Here is an 18,321-nt window from a genome sequence, read left to right on the forward strand (position 1 = left end):
TCAATCCTCCTTGAAAGCACGAGCCACTTGATCGGTCAGCGGCTTCGTCAGATAGGCGAGAGCGGTTCGTGCGCCCGTTTGCACGAAAGCTTCCACCGGCATGCCGGGGACCGGAATCAGATCACCCAATCGTTTCCATTCGTTCTCAGGAACAGAAATCCGGACTGTGTAGTATGCCGTGCCCGTCTGCCGATCGGTCGTCAGGTCAGCAGCAACCTGCTGCACAACGCCATTGATCTCGGGCGTGTTTCTTTGGTTGAAGGCGGAAAGCCGCAGAGTGACTTGCTGGCCGACGGACACCTGATCGATGTCCTGGGGCAAAACACGGACTTCCGGTGTCAGCCTGTCGCGGGCGGGCACGATCTGCAGGATCGGCTCGCCAGGCGGAACAACGGCGCCGGCGGCATGGACCGAAAGCTGATGGACGATACCCGCCTGAGGCGCCCGGATGTCGACACGCTGCAGCTCGTCTTTCGCCGCAACCAATCGCTCGGAGAATTCACCGATGTCGCTCTGCGTCTTGCGCAGTTCGTCCGATACCTCACTGCGATGATCGTCATCGACCTGAATGATCTGCAACTCCGTCTCGGTCACCTTGCCGTTCGTTTCGGCAAGGCTTGCGACGAGACTGCCGAGTTCACCCTTCAAGCGCGCCGATTCACGTTCAAGCGCATAGAGGCGGTTGACCGGGACGATACCCTGGTCGAACAGACGCCTGACGCTCGCAAGCTCTTTGTCGATGAGTGCCATCTCCGCCTTCTTGCCGGCCTGCTGTGCGAGAAGCCCCTCCACTTGCTGCCGCAATTGCTGGATGCGCTCGTGCAATTGAGCCTTCCTGCTGGCGCGCGATGTCCGCCGATCTTCGAACAATCGCCGTTCGCCGTTGATGATGCCACCCTCCTCGGCGTCGCTACCCTGCTCCAGCAGGCTATCGGGAAAGGCGATCTCCTCAGCGCCATCCCGTTCGGCGCCCAGCCTGGCGGCTGCGGCGGACAGTTCGTTCAAACGCCGGGAGATGATCGCGCTGTTTGCCCGCAATTGCGTGTCGTCTAGATGCACCAGGATCTGCCCAGCCTCCACAAGCCCGCCGTTTTTGACGAAGATTTTCCCGACAGTGCCTCCCTTTTGATGCTGAACGGGTTTGACATAGCTGTCGACGACGAGCGTGCCACTCGCAATCACCGCGCCGGAAAGATAGGTCGTGGCTCCGAGGCCGCCGACCACGCCAACCAGAAGCACGACAAGCGCGAGTGCGATCGTCGTGAGGCGGCTGATCGCGGCTTCGGATATCGGAGCTGGCTTGCCGGTCAACTGTCACCTCCCGCGATGACGGTCAGCGTGTTGCTGCGCGGAGCCGTCGAAACTGTTGCCTTTTTCAGAACGTCGTCTTTCGGCCCGAAGGCCTGAAGCTGGCCGTTTGCGAGCACGAGAACGAGATTGGCGGCGGCCAAAGCACTTGGCCGGTGAGCAATGACAATGGCAATGCCCTTGCGCGCCCGGATGTCGGCGATCGCCTGGGCAAGCGCTGCCTCGCCGTCGCTGTCGAGGTTCGAATTCGGCTCATCGAGAACCACGAGGAAAGGATCGCCGTAAAGCGCGCGCGCCAGGCCGATGCGCTGGCGCTGTCCGGCAGAGAGCATCGAACCGTTTTCGCCGATCTGTGTATCGAAGCCGTCGGGGAACTGCACGATCATCTCGTAGACGCCCGCAGCCCTTGCCGCGGCGATGATCTTCTCGGATGGGGCATTTCTGTCAAAACGGGCGACATTCTCGGCGATGGAGCCGTCGAAAAGCGACACCTCCTGCGGTAGATAGCCGATCGACCGGCCGAGCGATGACGGGTCCCACTGATCAAGCGATGCCTTATCGAGACGTACCGCGCCGCCCATAGGTTTCCAGAGGCCGACAAGTCCGCGGGCAAGCGACGACTTCCCCGATGCGCTCGGTCCGATGATGCCGACGGCATCCCCGGCCTCCGCCTTGAACGAGATTCCCCGCAGGACCATCGTGCGGGTACCGGGGACTGCAAGGTGAAGCGCTTCCACGGCAAGACTTGCGGTGGGTGCCGGCAGGTCGACATGCCGTTTGTCGGCTGGCAGCAGATCCAGATGCTTCGTCAGCCTGCTCCAGCTTTGCCGGGCGGCGACAAAGCCTTTCCATTGTCCGATTGCAAGCTCAACTGGCGCGAGTGCCCTGCTGACGAGGATGGAGCTTGCAATCATGATGCCGGGCGTCGCCTCTTGCCTGACGACGAGGACAGCGCCAACCGCCAGAACGCCGGATTGCAGCATCATCCGAAGGACTTTCGAGATCGCTGTCAGACTGGTGGTGAGCGTTGTCGCCGAGATATGATTCGCAAGATACCGGTTGTTGACCTCCGTCCATTTGGCGGCCAGCAGCGAGCCGAATCCCATAGCCAGCACGGCCTCGGAGTTCCGCCGTGTCGCTTCGGCAAGGTTCAGCCGCCGCGCCGCCAGCTCCGCGGCAACCTTTGCGGGCCCGCGGGATTTGTATTCGGCAAGCGCCGCGAGGCCTATCAAAAGAACGGCCCCCCCAAGTGCCGTGACGCCGATCCAGAAGTGAAAGAGAAAGCACAGGCCGATGTAGAAAAGCATCCATGGCATGTCGAACAATGCCGTAGGCCCGGGACCTGAGAGGAAGCCTCGCACGGTGTCGAGATCGCGGATCGACTGCAGACCGTCGCCCGGCATTCGCATCCGCGAGGGCAACAGGATGAGGGAGCTGAAGATATCGCCTCCCAGACGTTCGTCGACGGCGGCTCCGGCGCGCATCAAAAGCATCGACCGGATAAAATCGAGCAGTCCCTGGAAGATGAAGAGGGTCGCCGCAATGATCGCAAGCCCAGCAAGCGTCGGCAGGCTTCGGCCCGGGATCACCCGATCATAGACTTGCAGCATGAAGAAAGAGCCGGTGAGCGCCAGTATGTTGACGATGCAGCTTGTCGCTCCGACACCGAGGAAAGCGCGCTTGAGGGAAAAAAGCGCCGCCACAAGGAAAGCCTGTGGTGGGCTGGATTTTTCATTCGCCATGCAGCGCTCCGCGGTTACATCATCGACGAAGCGGAAGCCGTCTTCGTACGGATATTCAATATTGCGTTCTTCAGCTTGAGGCCATTGTTAGCATCCCATGTGGCCGACGTGACCCCCTTAAAAAATTTCTTTCGGTCTAAATTAAGGACCGCTTTATGTCGGACGCAGGTGAAGCCCCGCTGTGCAGTAACGAGATCGATTGCACACATGCAGCTCGCCTTGCGGATGAAGTTCTCGCCCACTATCTCGATGTCGGTGTAAGGTTGCGGCCGGTAACTTTTCATTAACCTTATCGGCCTATCGATGGCTGGCCGCTTTTCGGCGATAACAAAGCAGCATGCGGCGTGCTGAGTCTCATAGATTCGTGCCTGCCGCTCTTGGACTGGACATCTTCTCCAAGGAGGTTGCAATGCAACTGATCGCTCTACCAGATACGTTCAACCTGATCGGCAATGATGCGATTATCGTCATGAAGGCCGACGACACGCATCAAGCCGTATGTGTCACGAAAGACGCGCTTGCAAATGTTCAGGCCGCGCCTGACGCGCGGTGGCTGCCGCAGGATCTCAGCGTGCTTGAACACATCGCGAGCCGGAAATTCGATCATGGCGAGATCGCCTTCGATGGCCGAATCTGGATCACGGCGAAGGATATCCAAAACTGGCATAAGATGACGCGGCATTAGCGCCCAGAGTGCTCCACTCGCCGCCTCGATAAGAATACCCGACCCGAAGGTGCCGAAAAGGCAGTTTGTCGCATTTCCGTAATGTGGCAGCCCTAAGTTTAGAATGGCTCCAAAACTAGGGGCCAATTCTCAACTTTGGAGGCATCCCATGAACGAACATCTTTCTCAAAAGATATTCCCCACGACGCAACTTGAAGACGCGGATGGCGAAGGCCACAATTCAAGTGCCAATCCGACGATGGGCGAGATCATCAGCAAACGTTTTTCGCGCCGTAATTTCCTCCAGGGTTCGCTTGCTGTTGCCGCCATTACCGCGACCGTCAGCCCGGTCGCCTTGATGACGGCGGAAAAGGCGCGTGCGAACGGCGCTTCGGCCTTCTCCTTCCCGGAAGTCGAGGCAGGCGTCGATGCCAACCATCACGTCGCCGAAGGTTACAACGCCGACGTTCTCCTGCGTTGGGGCGACGCGCTGTTCCCAGACTCGCCGGCCTTCGATCCGGCCAAGCAGACCGCAGAAGCCCAGCGCCGCCAATTCGGCTACAATAACGACTATGTCGGTTTCATCCCGCTCGAAGGCTCTTCGACACATGGGCTGCTTGTCGTAAACCACGAATATACCAACCCGCACCTGATGTTCCCCGGCATCGTCAAGATCGTCGATGGGAAGATCTCCCAGGACAAGCTCAGCAAGGAACAGGTCGACGTCGAAATGGCCGCGCATGGCGGTACGATCGTCGAGATCCGCAAGGTCGACGGAAAGTGGCAGGTCGTTCCGGAAGGCATCCACAACCGCCGCATCACATCCACCACGGAAATGCAGCTTACCGGCCCGGTCGCCGGTCATGATCGCGTCAAGACTTCGGCGGATACGACGGGCACACGTGTCATCGGCACGCTCAACAACTGTGCCGGCGGCGTGACCCCTTGGGGCACTTACATCATGGCGGAAGAGAATTTCCACGGCTATTTCTCCGGCGATCTGCCGGAAGGCCATAAGGAAGCTGCCAATTACAAGCGCTATGGCGTGCCGGAGGGGAGCTACGAGTGGGGCAATTATTACGACCGCTTCGACCTCTCCAAGGAACCGAACGAGCCGAACCGCTTCGGATGGATCGTCGAAGTCGACGTCATGGATCCGACTGCAACTCCGAAGAAGCGCACTGCTCTTGGCCGCACCAAGCATGAGGGTGCCGCATCGATCGTCAGCAAGGATGGCCGCGTGGTTTTCTATCTCGGCGACGACGAACGCTTCGACTACGTCTACAAGTTCGTGACTTCGGGAACGCTCAATGCGACCGATCGTGCTGCCAATCTTGATCTCCTCGATGAGGGCACGCTTTATGTGGCGAAATTCGCAGAAGACGGAACCTTCCAGTGGCTGCCGCTCGTTTTCGGCCAGGGGCCGCTGACGGCCGAAAACGGCTTTGCCAGCCAGGCTGACGTCCTCATCGAAACGCGCCGCGCCGCCGACATGCTCGGTGCAACGAAAATGGATCGGCCGGAAGACATCGAGCCGAATGCCGTTAATGGCAAGGTCTATGTCATGCTGACCAACAACAGCAAGCGCAAGGCCGATCAGGTGGATGCCGCCAACCCGCGCGCCGAAAATGCCTTCGGCCACATCATCGAGATCACGGAGGAAGGTGGCGATTTCGCTGCGACTTCAGGCAAATGGGAAGTGCTCTTGAAGTGCGGCGATCCTACGGTTGCCGAAGTCGGCGCGACTTTCTCGACCGAAACCTCGAAGAACGGCTGGTTCGGCATGCCGGATAACTGTGCAGTCGATTCGGCCGGCCGTCTTTGGGTCTCAACGGACGGCAACAGCAACAAGGCCACCGGCCGCACTGACGGCCTGTGGGCAGTCGACACTGAGGGTGACGCCCGCGCCACCTCGCGCCTCTTCTTCCGCGTCCCGGTCGGCGCCGAGCTCTGTGGCCCGCTCTTCGCCCCGGATGACGAAACGGCTTTCGTCGCTGTGCAGCATCCCGGCGATGGCGGTGATGACTGGGCTGGCCACGGGCGTCCGTCTTATTACGAGGATCTTTCCACCCGTTGGCCGGATTTCAAGGACGACATGCCGGTGCGCCCGTCCGTACTTGCCATCACCAAGATCGGCGGCGGCAAGATCGGCGTCTGATTCGGCGCTTTTGACAGAGCTTTTGGTAGCCGGGACGAGCACGTCGTCTCGGCTACCTTTATTCGCACGAACACCATCCCGTCTGGATGTGCGCCCTCTCCGCGTCACAAAAGCTTCATGCGCCTCTGCGAAAGCTTCGAGGCAAACGAAATCCGCCATCCGATTCATAAGAATTCTCTTCATGACATCCTCCTCAGTTTCCACCCGCTTGTCACCGGCGGCCTCGCCACGCCTTGAGCTCCTCGCGAAAACGGCGCTGAAAGCGGGAGAAACCGCCCGCAAGTCGCTGAGGCGGCGACTGGTGAGCGAGATCGTATCGAAGGCACCACATGACTATCAGACGGAAATCGATGTGGCCGTCGAACGGATCATCGTCGATGAAGTGACGAAAGCCTTTCCTACGTACGCGATCAGGGGGGAGGAAGCCGTCGGCAATCGTGATGCCGACGCAGGCATACCGACCATCTACATCGACCCAATAGACGGCACGACAAACTTCGCCTGGGGAATTCCGCATTTCGGCATGACGATCTCGATCGCCGAGGGCGGCCGCATCGTGGCTGGTATCGTCTATGATGCGATGCAGGATGAATTGTTCAGTGCCGAGGCCGGGGGTGGCGCTTATCTGAACGGCGAATCGATCCGCTGCATCGAGAACGCGGAAATCGAAAATGTCCTCATCGGGGCCGGACTGCCCGTTCCGGGACAAGTGAAAGCCGTCACCGAGGATATTTATTTCAACGCGCTCAAACGGCTGATGGCCAATACGGCAGGTGTACGCCGGCTCGGCTCGGCAGCACTTTCGATTGCCTATGTGGCTTGCGGACGGCTGGACGGCTTCTTCGAAGACGGCCTGTCGCTGCATGATTATGGCGCGTCGGCCCTTCTGGTCGAAGAGGCAGGCGGACAGGTTTCGGCCTTTTCCGGCAGGCCGGTTACGGCAAACGGCGACATCCTCGCCGCAAACAGGGCGATCCATCCGTGGCTTGTCCAGGGCTTCAACTGATCTCGACTTACAGGTGCTTGAGCAGAAGCGCTTCCAGCCCGACCGGATCGTCGGTGGTGATCTGATCCGCTTTCAGCGCAAGGAGCCGTAGAATCTTTGGCAAAACCTCGGGGACGGCTGCCGTGATGGTATAGGTATCGACGCGGCGGCCGATACGGTGGAAGGCGCCAATGAGATCATAACCTGCAGCGTCGGCGAAGAGCACCAGCTCGTGGTCCAGATAGATCATTTTCGCGCGCGGCGATGCCGCCAGCGCCGTTTCCACGAAACCCCCGAAATCGCGGCTTTCCATCAAGCGCTCAATGGCTCCGTCGTAACAGGGATCATAGCCAACAAGCATGTCGGGAACCGCACGGGAAAGCCGTTCGACGGCTCTAGCGTCACCGCCCGACAAGATGACCGACCGTGCCACCGACAACATCGCCGAGGTAAAGGCGGTGATATCCACATCGCGGATGCTAGCCGACTCCTCCTTGAGATCCAGCTGCAGAACGGCGTTCTCGTGGCATCCGCCCGCGAGAAGAAGCTGTCCGAGGTCGCCGATCAGCATCACCGGGTGATCCGTCAGCAGACCGGCCTGATCGCGCAGCTGCAAGCCGCGCAGATACTCCTCCGATGCATCGAGGACACGGCCCGTGCCCGTCGTTGCGCGATCGAGCGTTTCATCGTGAAGAACCGCGAAACCTTCACCGCGAAAACGAACCAGATCGATCTCGACGCTGGCGCCGAGCAGCATGCCTTCTGCGATCCGCCGGCGCGTGAATGAGATATCACCGGCAAAGCGATGGCCACGGTGCCATTTCAGCCAGGTCCGGTGCCCTTCCCTCTCGATGGCGATTCCCCTGCGGTCAGACATGGCCGAACACCCGATTGGTTTGCAGCTCGCCGGAAGCTGCCGATTGATGGATGAGCTTGTTGTCGCGAAAGGCGAAATAGGCGGTGGCTGTCGGTTCGACAAGGGAACCCCTTGTCCAATCGACATCCGGCGGCGTCATTGCCTTCAACCGCGCTCCGTCCGCAAGGTCGATGTCTACGATCCTGTGCGTGCCGAAATCGATGCTGCGATGGACAATGGCAGTGTTTGGCGTTTTGGAGGGACTGAGCACGAGCGCTTCCGGACGGAAGGCAAGCACGGCGTCGCCGTCCTCGACAGGGACGGCAAGCGGGAAGTCTGGATGCTCGCTGATCCCGTTGCGGATGTTTGCGCGAACAAAATTCATGGAGCCGATGAAACCTGCCACGAATTCGGTTTTCGGTTCGCGGTAGATTACGTCCGGTGGCGCGATCTGGTCCGTGCCGCCGTCGCGCATGACGACGATCCGGTCGGCAAGGGCGAGCGCCTCGTCCTGCCCATGAGTGACAAACAGCGTCGTGATACCGAGGCGCTGCTGGATGTCGCGAACCTCCTCCCGCAGACGCTCGCGCAAATGCTGGTCGAGACTGGCAAAGGGCTCGTCGAGCAGCAGGATCTTCGGCTCGAGCACGAGGGAGCGCGCCAGCGCCACACGCTGTTGCTGCCCGCCCGAAAGCTGCGTCGTCATCCGGTTTCCATAGTTCGAAAGGCCGACAAGCGCGAGCGCGTTTTCGACGCGCTCCTTGATCTCGGATTTCGGCATCCTGCGAATCTTCAACCCGAAGGCGATGTTGTTGAAGACGTCCATATGCGTCCAGAGGGCATGGCTTTGAAACACCATGCCGGTAGGACGTTTTTCCGGCGGAAGCGCCGTGATATCCTTGGCGTCGACAAGAATAGAACCCGCGCTTGGTCGCTCGAAGCCGCCGATCATGCGAAGGAGCGTCGACTTGCCGGAACCGGATGGTCCAAGCAGGCAGACGAGCTCGCCATCATCGACGTCGAGCGAGAAATCGCGCACCGCGAATGAAGCGCCGAAGGTCTTCGAAACCCCTTTGATCGTCAAGCGTGCCATCTCAAGCCTTTCTTCGGGTCGTACCCGATCTGCGCGTCACGCGCCGAAACCGCGGGCAAAGGCGCCTGTTCCGACGACGCGGCGGGCAAACATCAGCGCGATGAAGGATGGCACCCACAACATGACCGAAAGGACCGCGCCATACTGCACGACGATCTGGTTGTTAATGAAAGTGATCATCAGCACTGGCATCGTGCGGATCTCCGGCGCGCCGATCAGCCACGCGCCCTCCGTTTCGTAGAAGGTACCGACGAAGGTGAGCAAAAGCGCGGCCACGATTGTCGGTGCGGCCTGCGGAAGGGTGATCGACCAGAATACCCGCAGCGGGGTTGCCCCTGCATCCTGCGCCGCTTCCTCCATGCGCCGGTCGACATTCTGAAATGCCGCGACGGGGATCCAGATCATCAGCATCAGCGTGCCGACGAGCTGGATCAGGACGACGCCCCAGAAGGTGCTGATCAGGCCGAGCTGCAGAAAAATTCCGGCGATCGCGACAAGCAGTCCGAACTTCGGGAAGGCGTGCGACGCGAGAAAGGATAGAAAAAGGATGTTTTTGCCGGGAAAGGTCAGGCGCGCAAAGGCGTAAGCCGCGGGAAGGCAGATCACGGCCGACAGCAGCGTCACCGTCGCCGTCAGCCGCAGGCTAAGAAAAAGCGATTCCCAGACGTCGCTGCGCGACAGCGTCTGCGACCAGAAGCGCAGCCCGAACTGCTGCGGGATAACGGAGGGATAACGCCAGACTTCCGTGAAGGCCCAGGTGCCGACGACGATCAGCGGAAGCGCGATGAACAGCGTCAACAGCGCCGCAAACAAGATGCCTGTCCAATCGATCCTTGCCGCACCAAGGCTCATCGGCCGGCCTCCCGGTTTTTTGCGATCGAGCGAACATAGAAGATCCCGAAGAACAGGCAGAAACCGAAGGTGATGACGGCTTGTGTCAGCGCATTCAGCGGATCGTTGAGGTCGGAGAAGGTACGCTGCATGAAGGGACCCATCATCTCCGGCGAAGCAGGGCCAAGCACATAGGGCAGCGTGAAGGACGAAAAGATGCCAAGCACCGCGAACGAGGCCGTCACGAGCAACGAATTGCCCATGCGCGGCATGATGATCGAAACGAAGACCCGCAGCGGCGAGGCGCCGACATCTCGAGCGGCTTCAATCGAGCTTTTTGCAATGTTGCCCAACCCGGCCGTCAGCATCAGTACCGTCAGGGGAAGATTGTCCCAGACCAGACCGATCACCGGCCCCCAGGGCGTGAGATAGGGAGAAGGCAGCTTCGGAAGCCCGACAGCGTTGAGCAGAATGTCAACAGTGCCGTTCGGACCTATGGTGCGGATGAGCGCGTAAGAAAGGATGATCGACGGGACGAACATCGGAAAGATCGCGAGACCTTGGACATAGGCTGGTAAGCGTCCTTGCGAAAAGCGCAGATAGAGGGCGATCGGCAAGCCTGTGACGAGAAGCAGCAAGCCGCAAACCACCGTCGTCCAGAGCGTGAGCCAGAGATTGGTCAGGCTATAGGCATCGCTGAAGAAAAAGCGGTAGGAGGCGAGCGAAAATGCCGTAGCACCATCCGGTTGGCGTACGAAGATCGTGCCGATGACTGCGGCGATGATCGGATAGACGATCAGCCAGCTGAGCAGAAGAACCGGCAGGGCGACCAGAAGAAGCCCCGTCGAAGCATTCATGCTGACTGGCGCGCGCCAGCGCGTCAGCGATTGTAGCACAAGATCCCTGCGCATCAGGTGCGGCTGATGCCTGGTGCGACATTGCGGTACCAGCCGTCGTTGATCGCTGGCTCCCAATCGCCGCTCGGAAAGGTCGGGATCGATGCCGGGACGACGTCGGCATATTTCTGGCGGAGATCATCCGAGATGTGATCCCAGGAGATGCCGGGGAAGCCGCCGATCTCGGTAATGATCGCTTCCTGCATCTCCTTGGTCAGCAGGAATGCTGCAAGCTTCAAGGCGACGTCCTTATGCGCGCCGTTCGACAGCACCGTCATGCGCGAGAAATTGCCGCAAAGCGCGAGATCGCCAAGCTGAATGAGGCTGGTCGTTTCCGGCAGAACGCCTTGGGAAATCGCCTGCAAAACCTGGTCCGACCAGACCGGAACCATGGTGACGACGCCTTGGGCAAGAAGTTGGATCGATTGGGTGTTGCCGGCCGTATAGGCGCCCTTTTCGTAAAGCGACGGGGCAAGATCATTGAGGATCGCCCAGGCAGGCGTCAGCGTCTGGCTGGCATAATCGGCCGAGAAGTTGTCGATGGTGAACTTCTTCGGATCGCGACCGTTGGCCTCATGGATCGCACGGCGAACGAAGTTGCTGCCCGAACCGCCTTTGTCGGGACGATTGTAGATGAACTGGCCGGGATTGGCCTTGATCCATACCGTCAGCTGCTCCCACGTCTTCGGCGCATCCTTGGGATCGAGCTTTGTGTTGTCGTAAGCAAGAAGAACCTGCGAGCCGCGATAGGGAAGCGAATACTCGTTATCGAAACTCAGCGGATTGACGCGGTCGAAGCCTTCGATGTTCTCCGCCGAGAATTTGACCCAGAGGCCGGCGTCGATCCCGCCTTTCGGCAGGCGCGGGTCGAAGGTTTCGAAAATGTCTGCCTGCGGATCGGTCTTGGTCTGGAGGGCCGCCAGCGCGCGATCGGCAATGGCGCGCAGGCCGGTGTTGTCGCCGGCGTCGGTTACCTTCAGAGCAATCTCAGGGTGGGCCTTTTCGAAAGCCGGACGCACGATATTGTTCCAGAAGTCGACGATATTGGCGTCGGAGGGGCTGTAGAGTTCGATCGTCTGTGCTGCCGCCGAAGCGAAACGCGGCACGGCCAGAAGAGCTGTTGCGGCTGACGATGTGATAAGAAACTCGCGTCTGTTCATGACCGTCTCCATTCGGTTTTTCGAGGCTGTGCCCCTCGTGGCTGATGGAGCTAGCTAACGCTGACGCGTGACATCGGGATGACAAAAGGGTCTATGTGCGGGATTTTTTGCACAGCCGTGCATTTCATCTCCTCGAACTGGAAAAACATCGAATGCGCAGGCCGATTCGAGGCTTTTGATGCGGCCTATGGTTTAGGCCCGTCCTGCGGCCATCTTTTCGCCGTCGCTTTTACATTAGATTGTAATCAATCGCGGTTAGATTGTTTTCCTCATCAGGAGGCAACTATGCGCGATATGACCATGTCAGAGATATTGAGCGATCCGCTGATCCGTCAGCTTATGCGCGCCGACAGGGTATCGCTTGACGTTCTCGCAACATTGCTTCGAGACGCTGCAGAACGCGTTGACGCGCAGGCGAACAAGAGCATGACCGCCGTCGTGCGGCCAGATCACAATAACAATGCGTTACCGAAGACGCTCGGCGAGGTCATGCAAACGGAAGCAGTCTAGCATTGAGAGCCTGGCGCGGCCCTTGTGGACAACGGCCGTACACCTCAATCGGCTGTAGCCGCAGCAGCTTGTGATTCTGGCGGAGGGGTGATAGGTGCGTTTTCATCCCCAGGGAGTATGCCTGTGTTTGCCGTAGCGGCAATTTTAGCACTCACCCGCCACGGCGCTGGAAGTGATGGTCCTTAGGCTTGCTACAGGCGAAACGCCAGCTCCCCGTTCCGCCTCAGCGCACCCCCCGGGCCACACGAGATGTCGAGAAAGAATGATCGTCGAAGCAACTACTTGTGACTTTGAAGCGCTGCTGAAAGGCACCGCGCCTCGCAATCTTCGCGTCGTTCGCGACGGCACGATCGCACCTCCAGACGTGCTGGAAATGCTGAGTAAGCTTGCCGACGAGATTCGCCCCTGGTTCGCGCCGTCGGCCTGGCTGATCGTAGGCGAGGATGAGGTCGTTGGTCTTTGCTCCATAGTCAGAGTTCCCCAGGGCGGGGATATCCATATCGGCTACGGGGTGGCGCCAGCGCGACAAGGCCGTGGATACACGAGCAGGGCTATTGGCGAACTACTTTCATGGGGGCGTGCTGACCCGCGCGTCGTCCAGATATCCGCGGAGACAGGCGTCGAGAACATCGCGTCCCAACGCGTTCTGGAGCGCAACGGGTTCATCCGCATCGGCGAACGTGTCGACATGGAAGATGGCCCGCTGATCTGTTGGCGAGCAATGACCGCCTAAGTCCGCATGCTCGGTCCTATGTGGATGCCATCTACCGTGGTTGGGGTGCGCTGCATGGTTGTCACTCCCCGCCGAGCCTGCGGGTGACAAACACGGCCACGCCACCGATCCCCAGGACGATGAGTCCCCACAGAATCCAGATGCTTTGATTGATCATAAAACTCGAGGACGGGTACGGGAAAAATCCGCTCCCCTGGCCGATCCAGATCAATCCGAGCAGGATCAAAATCGTCCCGAATGTGTAACCGAATTTCCGTCTCATTTGCCATCCCTCTCGCACACCACTCGATGCCGACGATAGACCGATCATACGCCGGCGCTGCCTCGATAGCACCTACAACTCATGGCCCCTCAGGTGCGGGTCGAACTTCGATGCTGGCGCTATCCCTTTCCGATAATCTCCTCGAAGCGTCTCGGCAGTGCATCGCCCGATGCTGCCGATGAAGCCAATACGACTTCCCAGCATGCATCGGCGTCTTTCAGACGGCAAACACTCAGTATCTGAGCCCGGCTGCAGGCTACCGATTCCGGCACGAGTGCGATGCCCAGCCCGTGTCCGACGAGTTCCATCAATGTGCCGAGGTCGCTCACCTCGAATGCGATCTTGCGATCAATATTCGCTCTCAGAAATAGATCATCTATGATCTTGCGCGTACCCAAATCCTGCTCGAATTCGACAAAGGCATGGGATGCAATTTCGCCAAGAGAAACAAACTCGCTTGATGCAAGCGAATGCGTCTTGTTGCAGACAACGACCAGTTCTTCGCAGGCGATCGTGACGGTTGCAATGTCGCTCGGGGGATCGAACATCGGCAGGAATGCGAGGTCGAGTTTGCCGTTCCTGACCTTCTCCAGCAGATGGGCCGCCCCGCCCTGTATCAGGCGCACGTCGATATGCGGATGACGCTCATGAAAACGGGCAAGCAGAAGCGGCAGATCGAGAAATGCCGGAAGGCCCTGAACGGTTCCCAGGTTCAGCTTGCCAGATTTCGCCTGGGTAACGGCACTTACCGCTTCCCGTGCATCCTTCGCTGCCTGAAGGACGATCTCCGCCTTCTCGAGCAGCGCCCTGCCGGCGGCTGTCAGCCGCACCTTTCGAGTGGTGCGGACGAAGAGCTGCGCCTTCAGCTCTTCTTCCAATGCCCGGACCGAACTCGATAGAGCGGACTGAACGATGTTTAAGCGTTGCGCGGCTTTCGTAAAATGCTCGGCCTTTGCTGCAGCGACAAAATATTGGAGCTGGCGTAGTTCCACTGGATCCTCATTGTGCAAAGAAATCGATCAATCTTATCTAAATCTTCCGTTTGAAAGATGGAAGCGCCTGACGCATTCTCTCGCTGTGTTATCGGCACAGCTTCTTCCTCAAGTGACCAATCCTATTCTTCACTCACCCGATTCATGAGTGCCTTCTCAGGCCTTGCACTTCGAAGGCTGCGGAAGAAAAGGAAGCAATGGCTGCGGCACCGCCGTCAGTGCCGATGATGCTGAGATAGTGGCCGCTCTTAGTGTCGCGGCCTTGATGTTCATTGGAGGTAAGCATGGATTATCGCAAACTCGGTCCGAGCGGCACGATCGTGACCGCCTATTGTCTCGGCACGATGACCTTCGGCGCAGAGGCTGACGAAGCCGCCTCTCACAGGTTGCTCGACGACTATTTCGCCTGGGGCGGCAATTTCATCGATACTGCCGATGTCTATAGCGCCGGCAAGTCCGAAGAGATCATCGGGCGTTGGCTGAAGGCGCGGCCAATCGAGGCAAAGCAAGCTGTGATCGCGACTAAAGGTCGCTTTCCGATGGGTTCGGGTCCGAACGATATCGGCCTTTCGCGCAAACACCTCCACCAAGCGCTCGACGACTCCCTCCACCGTCTCGGCGTCGAGCATATCGATCTCTACCAGATGCATGCCTGGGACGCGCTGACGCCGATCGAGGAGACGCTGCGTTTCCTCGATGACGCCGTTTCAGCCGGCAAGATCAGCTATTACGGCTTCTCCAACTATGTTGGTTGGCACATTGCCAAGGCTTCCGAGATTGCCAAGGCGCGCGGCTACACACGACCGGTGACGCTTCAGCCGCAATACAATTTGCTGATGCGCGATATCGAGCTTGAAATCGTCGCCGCCTGCCAGGATGCCAGCATGGGATTGTTGCCCTGGTCACCGCTCGGCGGCGGCTGGCTGACGGGCAAGTACAGGCGCGATCAGATTCCGACCGGCGCAACCCGCCTTGGCGAAAATCCAACGCGCGGCGGCGAGGCTTTCGAAGCCCGCAATGCGCAGGAGCGTACCTGGGCCATCATCGGCGCGGTCGAGGACATCGCGAGAGCCCGCGGCGTCAGCATGGCGCAAGTTGCCCTTGCCTGGACGGCGGCGCGCCCGGCCGTGACCTCCGTCATTCTGGGCGCGCGAAACCCCGAGCAGCTCGCCGACAATCTTAGCGCCGCCAGTCTCGTGCTTTCGATTGAGGAGACTGCCAGGCTCGACGAGGTCAGCGCCCCGACACCCGGGCAATATCCCTATGGTGCGCACGGCATCAACCAGCGCCACCGCAAAATGGAAGGCGGCCGCTAGCTTTTGAAGGCGGCGTCAGATCCTGACGCCGCTTGCCTCGTCGAAAAGGTGTAGCTGAGCCGGATCGACGACCACGCCGACGGTGTCCCCCGCCTGCGCGCTGCCACGCCCGGTTTCGACGATGGTGAGTTCCGGCTCGGTTGCCGCGGTGATGAAGGTCGAGGAACCGGTGGATTCGACGACGGCGACCGGGACATCGAAGGTGCCCTGCCCTTGGCCGGTGATGCCGATATGTTCGGGGCGGATGCCGGCCGTCACCTTGCGGCCGGGCTGCAGTTTGCCGGCAAGCGCCAGCTTCTGCTTGAGCGGACCGAGGTCGAGCGTCAGGCTTGCACCATCTTCGCCGACGATCGCCGGGATGAAGTTCATCGCGGGTGAGCCGATGAAGCCGGCAACGAACTTGTTGGCGGGCGTGTCGTAAAGATCAAGCGGCCTGCCCTGCTGCTCGATGATGCCCTCGCGCATGACGACGACGTGATCGGCCATGGTCATAGCCTCGATCTGATCATGCGTGACGTAGACCGATGTTGCATGAAGCCGATCGTGCAAGGCTCTGATTTCCTTGCGCATATGAACGCGCAGCGCCGCATCCAGATTGGACAGCGGTTCGTCGAAGAGGAATGCCTTCGGATGACGGATGATGGCGCGGCTCATGGCGACGCGCTGACGCTGGCCACCGGAAAGCTCGCGCGGATAGCGCTTCAGGAGATGCGACAGGCCGGTGGTGGTGGCGACTTCCTCGGCGGCTTTCTTCGCCTCGGCTTTCGCGACGCCACGGATCCGGAGACTGTAAGTCAGGTTCTGCTCGACGGTCATATGCGGATAAAGCGCGTAGGACTGGAAGACCATGGCCACATCGCGCTTGCGCGGCGGCACGTTGTTCATCAGCTCGCCAGCAATCTTAAGGTCGCCTTCGGAGATGCTTTCAAGTCCCGCCAGAGACCGCAGAAGCGTGGACTTGCCGCAGCCGGAGGGACCGACGAGGGCCACGAACGTTCCCTTGGCGATCGACAGGTTGATGTTCTTGAGAGCGTGGAAGGCGCCATAGTGCTTGTTGACGCCGGCAAGCTCGATCTGAGTGGTCATTTGAGGGCTCCCGAGGTGAGGCCGGATACGATGCGGCGCTGCAAGAGAACGAAAATGGCGAGGATCGGCGTCACATACATCGTGGCGTAGGCCATGATATTGTTCCATTCGTTGGTGTTCGGTCCCATGAAGGAATTGAGACCGACGCTCGCCGGCTGAAGCTCGGCGGCCTGGATCATCGACTTCGCATAGACGAATTCGCCGAAGGCCTGCATGAAGATTAGGATCGCACTGACGAGGATGCCGTTCCGGGCAAGCGGCAGGACAATGTTGAAGAAGGCGCCGACGCGGGAATTGCCGTCGACGAGGGCGGCCTCCTCGAGTTCCTGCGGCACCGCCATGAAAGTGGCACGGACGAGGACGACGAAGAAGGGCATGCTTTTCGCAGCAATGGCGATGATAACAGCAAGGCGCGGATAGTTGAGCATGCCGAACTGCGAGAAACCGACGAAGATCGGCGTGACCATCAGCGAAGCAGGAAGAACCTGCAGCATCAGGATGAGGAACAGGCCGATATCCACCCAAACATTGCGGTAGCGCGCCAGCACGTAGGCGCAGCCGACGCCGAGAAAGGTGATGAGCGTGACGGAGCCGATGGCGATGACCAGCGAATTCCAGAGATAGCGGCCCATGTTCCGGCTTTCCCAGACATAGCCGTATGTGCCCCATTGCGGCGAGGAAGGCCAGAAGCTCGGCGGCGTGGCGAACATCTCCGAGCCGCTTTTGAGCGTCGTGATATACATCCAGTAGAGCGGAAAGAGATAGATCGCCGCCATGACGATGGCGATCGCGAGCATCAGGCGGTTGCGGTTCGTCTCGCTCATCCGCGCACCTCATGGCGTGTCGAGCGTACGTAGACGACCGAGGCGATCATGACGAAGACGATCATGATGACGGAGATCGTGGCCCCTTTGGCGAAGTCATATTGGCGGAAGGACAGGTCCCAGGCCCAGTATTGCGTCACGTTCGAGGAATTGTTCGGCCCGCCGGAGGTGATCGCCGCGAAAAGGTCAAACTGCTGCAGCGTGAAGATCAGGCCGAGCGCGACGATGGCACCGATTGTCGAGCGCATCATCGGCAAGGTGATCGTCCAGAAGCGCTGCCAGGCATTGGCGCCGTCGAGTTCGGCTGCCTCGTAAAGATCGCCTGGAATGCTGGACAGGCCGACGGAGAGGAGGATCATGTTGAACGCAGTGCCGAGCCAGACATTGGCGATGATGACGGCATAAAGAGAGTAGTGTGGGTCCGAGCGCCAGAAGATGTTGCCGCTGATGATGCCGCTTTCTTTCAGGATGAAATTCAACACGCCGAAGTCACCGGAGAGAATCCAGTTCCAGATGGCGCCGACAACGAGGCCGGGCATGACCCAGGAGACGAGGAAAAGACCGCGCAGCCACGATGCGCCGGGAAAATTCACCCAGAAAAATAACGCCAAGCCGAAGCCGATCAGGAACTGGCCAGCGATGGATCCGATGACGAAAATTGCCGTGTTGCGAAGGATCGGCCAGGTTTCCGGCAGCGCGAATAGGTCGGTGTAGTTCTTGAAGCCGACGAAAGGACGCGAGAAGGTGCCGAGGCTGAACATATCGACCTCTTGGAAACTCATCACGACGTTGTAGATGAGTGGCAAGCCTGCCATCACGAACAGAAAGATGAGCGGAAAGGCGACTAGCGCGATATCGAAACCGCGGCCGTCCCTGACGCTGGAAAGAATCCTTTTCATCGGTCC

At 59.5% G+C, this 18,321-nt stretch carries 18 protein-coding genes; 6 read left to right on the forward strand and 12 right to left on the reverse strand.

Translation table 11 applies throughout. The annotated features are described in order from the left end of the window. A complete protein-coding gene (locus N2599_RS26615) occupies positions 1 to 1,311 on the reverse strand; it encodes an HlyD family type I secretion periplasmic adaptor subunit (protein WP_027509687.1) in 1,311 nt (436 codons plus the stop codon). After that, a complete protein-coding gene (locus N2599_RS26620) occupies positions 1,308 to 3,050 on the reverse strand; it encodes a type I secretion system permease/ATPase (protein ID WP_027509686.1) in 1,743 nt (580 codons plus the stop codon). The genes N2599_RS26615 and N2599_RS26620 overlap by 4 nt, the downstream gene beginning before the upstream one ends. A 409-nt stretch (positions 3,051 to 3,459) precedes the next feature. On the opposite strand from N2599_RS26620, the gene N2599_RS26625 reads away from it, so the two are divergent. The 3 genes from N2599_RS26625 to N2599_RS26635 all read left to right on the forward strand — a co-directional run bounded on the left by N2599_RS26625 (position 3,460) and on the right by N2599_RS26635 (position 6,878). Continuing rightward, entirely contained in the window at positions 3,460 to 3,735 is a 276-nt protein-coding gene (locus N2599_RS26625; protein WP_027509684.1) for a hypothetical protein, read from the forward strand. A gap of 148 nt (positions 3,736 to 3,883) precedes the next feature. Continuing rightward, positions 3,884 to 5,872: a PhoX family protein gene (locus tag N2599_RS26630; protein ID WP_027509683.1), complete on the forward strand. Its 1,989-nt coding sequence runs from the start codon at positions 3,884 to 3,886 to the stop codon at positions 5,870 to 5,872. A gap of 181 nt (positions 5,873 to 6,053) precedes the next feature. Then, on the forward strand, positions 6,054 to 6,878 hold the full coding sequence (locus tag N2599_RS26635; RefSeq protein WP_027509682.1) for an inositol monophosphatase family protein: 825 nt from the start codon (positions 6,054 to 6,056) through the stop codon (positions 6,876 to 6,878). A 7-nt stretch (positions 6,879 to 6,885) separates the two neighbouring features. Here the strand turns inward: N2599_RS26635 and N2599_RS26640 are convergent, their stop codons facing one another. From N2599_RS26640 to N2599_RS26660, 5 genes are read right to left on the reverse strand one after another with little or no spacing between them, the layout of a single operon-like run. Further along, positions 6,886 to 7,734, reverse strand: a complete 849-nt coding sequence (locus N2599_RS26640; protein WP_027509681.1) for a glycerophosphodiester phosphodiesterase — start codon at positions 7,732 to 7,734, stop codon at positions 6,886 to 6,888. Next, a complete protein-coding gene (locus tag N2599_RS26645) occupies positions 7,727 to 8,806 on the reverse strand; it encodes an ABC transporter ATP-binding protein (protein ID WP_027509680.1) in 1,080 nt (359 codons plus the stop codon). Before N2599_RS26645 ends, N2599_RS26640 begins: the two co-directional genes overlap by 8 nt. Positions 8,807 to 8,842: 36 nt before the next feature. After that, entirely contained in the window at positions 8,843 to 9,658 is an 816-nt protein-coding gene (locus tag N2599_RS26650) for an ABC transporter permease (RefSeq protein ID WP_027509679.1), read from the reverse strand. Beyond that, a complete protein-coding gene (locus tag N2599_RS26655) occupies positions 9,655 to 10,494 on the reverse strand; it encodes an ABC transporter permease (protein ID WP_375714154.1) in 840 nt (279 codons plus the stop codon). Before N2599_RS26655 ends, N2599_RS26650 begins: the two co-directional genes overlap by 4 nt. Positions 10,495 to 10,547: 53 nt before the next feature. Beyond that, the gene (locus N2599_RS26660) at positions 10,548 to 11,693 is read right to left on the reverse strand and encodes an extracellular solute-binding protein (protein WP_027509677.1); all 1,146 of its coding nucleotides are present in this window, start codon (positions 11,691 to 11,693) and stop codon (positions 10,548 to 10,550) included. Positions 11,694 to 11,978: 285 nt separating this feature from the next. On the opposite strand from N2599_RS26660, the gene N2599_RS26665 reads away from it, so the two are divergent. Together N2599_RS26665 and N2599_RS26670 are read left to right on the forward strand one after the other, a co-directional pair. After that, positions 11,979 to 12,203: a hypothetical protein gene (locus N2599_RS26665; protein WP_037141715.1), complete on the forward strand. Its 225-nt coding sequence runs from the start codon at positions 11,979 to 11,981 to the stop codon at positions 12,201 to 12,203. Between the two features lie 262 nt (positions 12,204 to 12,465). After that, a complete protein-coding gene (locus N2599_RS26670) occupies positions 12,466 to 12,936 on the forward strand; it encodes a GNAT family N-acetyltransferase (protein WP_027509676.1) in 471 nt (156 codons plus the stop codon). A 61-nt stretch (positions 12,937 to 12,997) separates the two neighbouring features. Here the strand turns inward: N2599_RS26670 and N2599_RS26675 are convergent, their stop codons facing one another. Both N2599_RS26675 and N2599_RS26680 read right to left on the reverse strand, forming a co-directional pair. Continuing rightward, positions 12,998 to 13,198, reverse strand: coding sequence for a hypothetical protein (locus N2599_RS26675; RefSeq protein ID WP_027509675.1), 201 nt, complete (start codon positions 13,196 to 13,198; stop codon positions 12,998 to 13,000). A 119-nt stretch (positions 13,199 to 13,317) separates the two neighbouring features. Further along, the gene (locus tag N2599_RS26680) at positions 13,318 to 14,190 is read right to left on the reverse strand and encodes a LysR family transcriptional regulator (protein ID WP_027509674.1); all 873 of its coding nucleotides are present in this window, start codon (positions 14,188 to 14,190) and stop codon (positions 13,318 to 13,320) included. Between the two features lie 284 nt (positions 14,191 to 14,474). Between N2599_RS26680 and N2599_RS26685 the strand changes: the two genes are divergently transcribed. Then, positions 14,475 to 15,506 (forward strand): aldo/keto reductase, encoded by a 1,032-nt coding sequence (locus tag N2599_RS26685; RefSeq protein ID WP_027509673.1) that lies wholly within the window; start codon positions 14,475 to 14,477, stop codon positions 15,504 to 15,506. 15 nt (positions 15,507 to 15,521) lie between these two features. On the opposite strand, the gene N2599_RS26690 is transcribed toward N2599_RS26685, so the two are convergent. From N2599_RS26690 to N2599_RS26700, 3 genes are read right to left on the reverse strand one after another with little or no spacing between them, the layout of a single operon-like run. Continuing rightward, positions 15,522 to 16,592: an ABC transporter ATP-binding protein gene (locus N2599_RS26690; RefSeq protein ID WP_027509672.1), complete on the reverse strand. Its 1,071-nt coding sequence runs from the start codon at positions 16,590 to 16,592 to the stop codon at positions 15,522 to 15,524. Further along, positions 16,589 to 17,416 (reverse strand): carbohydrate ABC transporter permease, encoded by an 828-nt coding sequence (locus N2599_RS26695; RefSeq protein WP_027509671.1) that lies wholly within the window; start codon positions 17,414 to 17,416, stop codon positions 16,589 to 16,591. Before N2599_RS26695 ends, N2599_RS26690 begins: the two co-directional genes overlap by 4 nt. Next, positions 17,413 to 18,315: a carbohydrate ABC transporter permease gene (locus tag N2599_RS26700; protein WP_027509670.1), complete on the reverse strand. Its 903-nt coding sequence runs from the start codon at positions 18,313 to 18,315 to the stop codon at positions 17,413 to 17,415. The genes N2599_RS26695 and N2599_RS26700 overlap by 4 nt, the downstream gene beginning before the upstream one ends. Positions 18,316 to 18,321 lie beyond the last annotated feature (6 nt).

This window comes from Rhizobium sullae (assembly GCF_025200715.1).
Lineage (GTDB): Bacteria > Pseudomonadota > Alphaproteobacteria > Rhizobiales > Rhizobiaceae > Rhizobium > Rhizobium sullae.

Excerpts from the sequence above, each read along its gene's own strand:
- N2599_RS26635 (WP_027509682.1), top strand. The coding sequence starts at position 6,054 with ATGACATCCTCCTCAGTTTCCACCCGCTTGTCACCGGCGGCCTCGCCA.
- N2599_RS26655 (WP_375714154.1), bottom strand. The coding sequence starts at position 10,494 with ATGAATGCTTCGACGGGGCTTCTTCTGGTCGCCCTGCCGGTTCTTCTG.
- N2599_RS26695 (WP_027509671.1), bottom strand. The coding sequence starts at position 17,416 with ATGAGCGAGACGAACCGCAACCGCCTGATGCTCGCGATCGCCATCGTC.
- N2599_RS26625 (WP_027509684.1), top strand. The coding sequence starts at position 3,460 with ATGCAACTGATCGCTCTACCAGATACGTTCAACCTGATCGGCAATGAT.
- N2599_RS26665 (WP_037141715.1), top strand. The coding sequence starts at position 11,979 with ATGCGCGATATGACCATGTCAGAGATATTGAGCGATCCGCTGATCCGT.
- N2599_RS26650 (WP_027509679.1), bottom strand. The coding sequence starts at position 9,658 with ATGAGCCTTGGTGCGGCAAGGATCGATTGGACAGGCATCTTGTTTGCG.
- N2599_RS26700 (WP_027509670.1), bottom strand. The coding sequence starts at position 18,315 with ATGAAAAGGATTCTTTCCAGCGTCAGGGACGGCCGCGGTTTCGATATC.
- N2599_RS26630 (WP_027509683.1), top strand. The coding sequence starts at position 3,884 with ATGAACGAACATCTTTCTCAAAAGATATTCCCCACGACGCAACTTGAA.
- N2599_RS26660 (WP_027509677.1), bottom strand. The coding sequence starts at position 11,693 with ATGAACAGACGCGAGTTTCTTATCACATCGTCAGCCGCAACAGCTCTT.
- N2599_RS26675 (WP_027509675.1), bottom strand. The coding sequence starts at position 13,198 with ATGAGACGGAAATTCGGTTACACATTCGGGACGATTTTGATCCTGCTC.
- N2599_RS26645 (WP_027509680.1), bottom strand. The coding sequence starts at position 8,806 with ATGGCACGCTTGACGATCAAAGGGGTTTCGAAGACCTTCGGCGCTTCA.
- N2599_RS26670 (WP_027509676.1), top strand. The coding sequence starts at position 12,466 with ATGATCGTCGAAGCAACTACTTGTGACTTTGAAGCGCTGCTGAAAGGC.
- N2599_RS26690 (WP_027509672.1), bottom strand. The coding sequence starts at position 16,592 with ATGACCACTCAGATCGAGCTTGCCGGCGTCAACAAGCACTATGGCGCC.
- N2599_RS26640 (WP_027509681.1), bottom strand. The coding sequence starts at position 7,734 with ATGTCTGACCGCAGGGGAATCGCCATCGAGAGGGAAGGGCACCGGACC.
- N2599_RS26685 (WP_027509673.1), top strand. The coding sequence starts at position 14,475 with ATGGATTATCGCAAACTCGGTCCGAGCGGCACGATCGTGACCGCCTAT.
- N2599_RS26620 (WP_027509686.1), bottom strand. The coding sequence starts at position 3,050 with ATGGCGAATGAAAAATCCAGCCCACCACAGGCTTTCCTTGTGGCGGCG.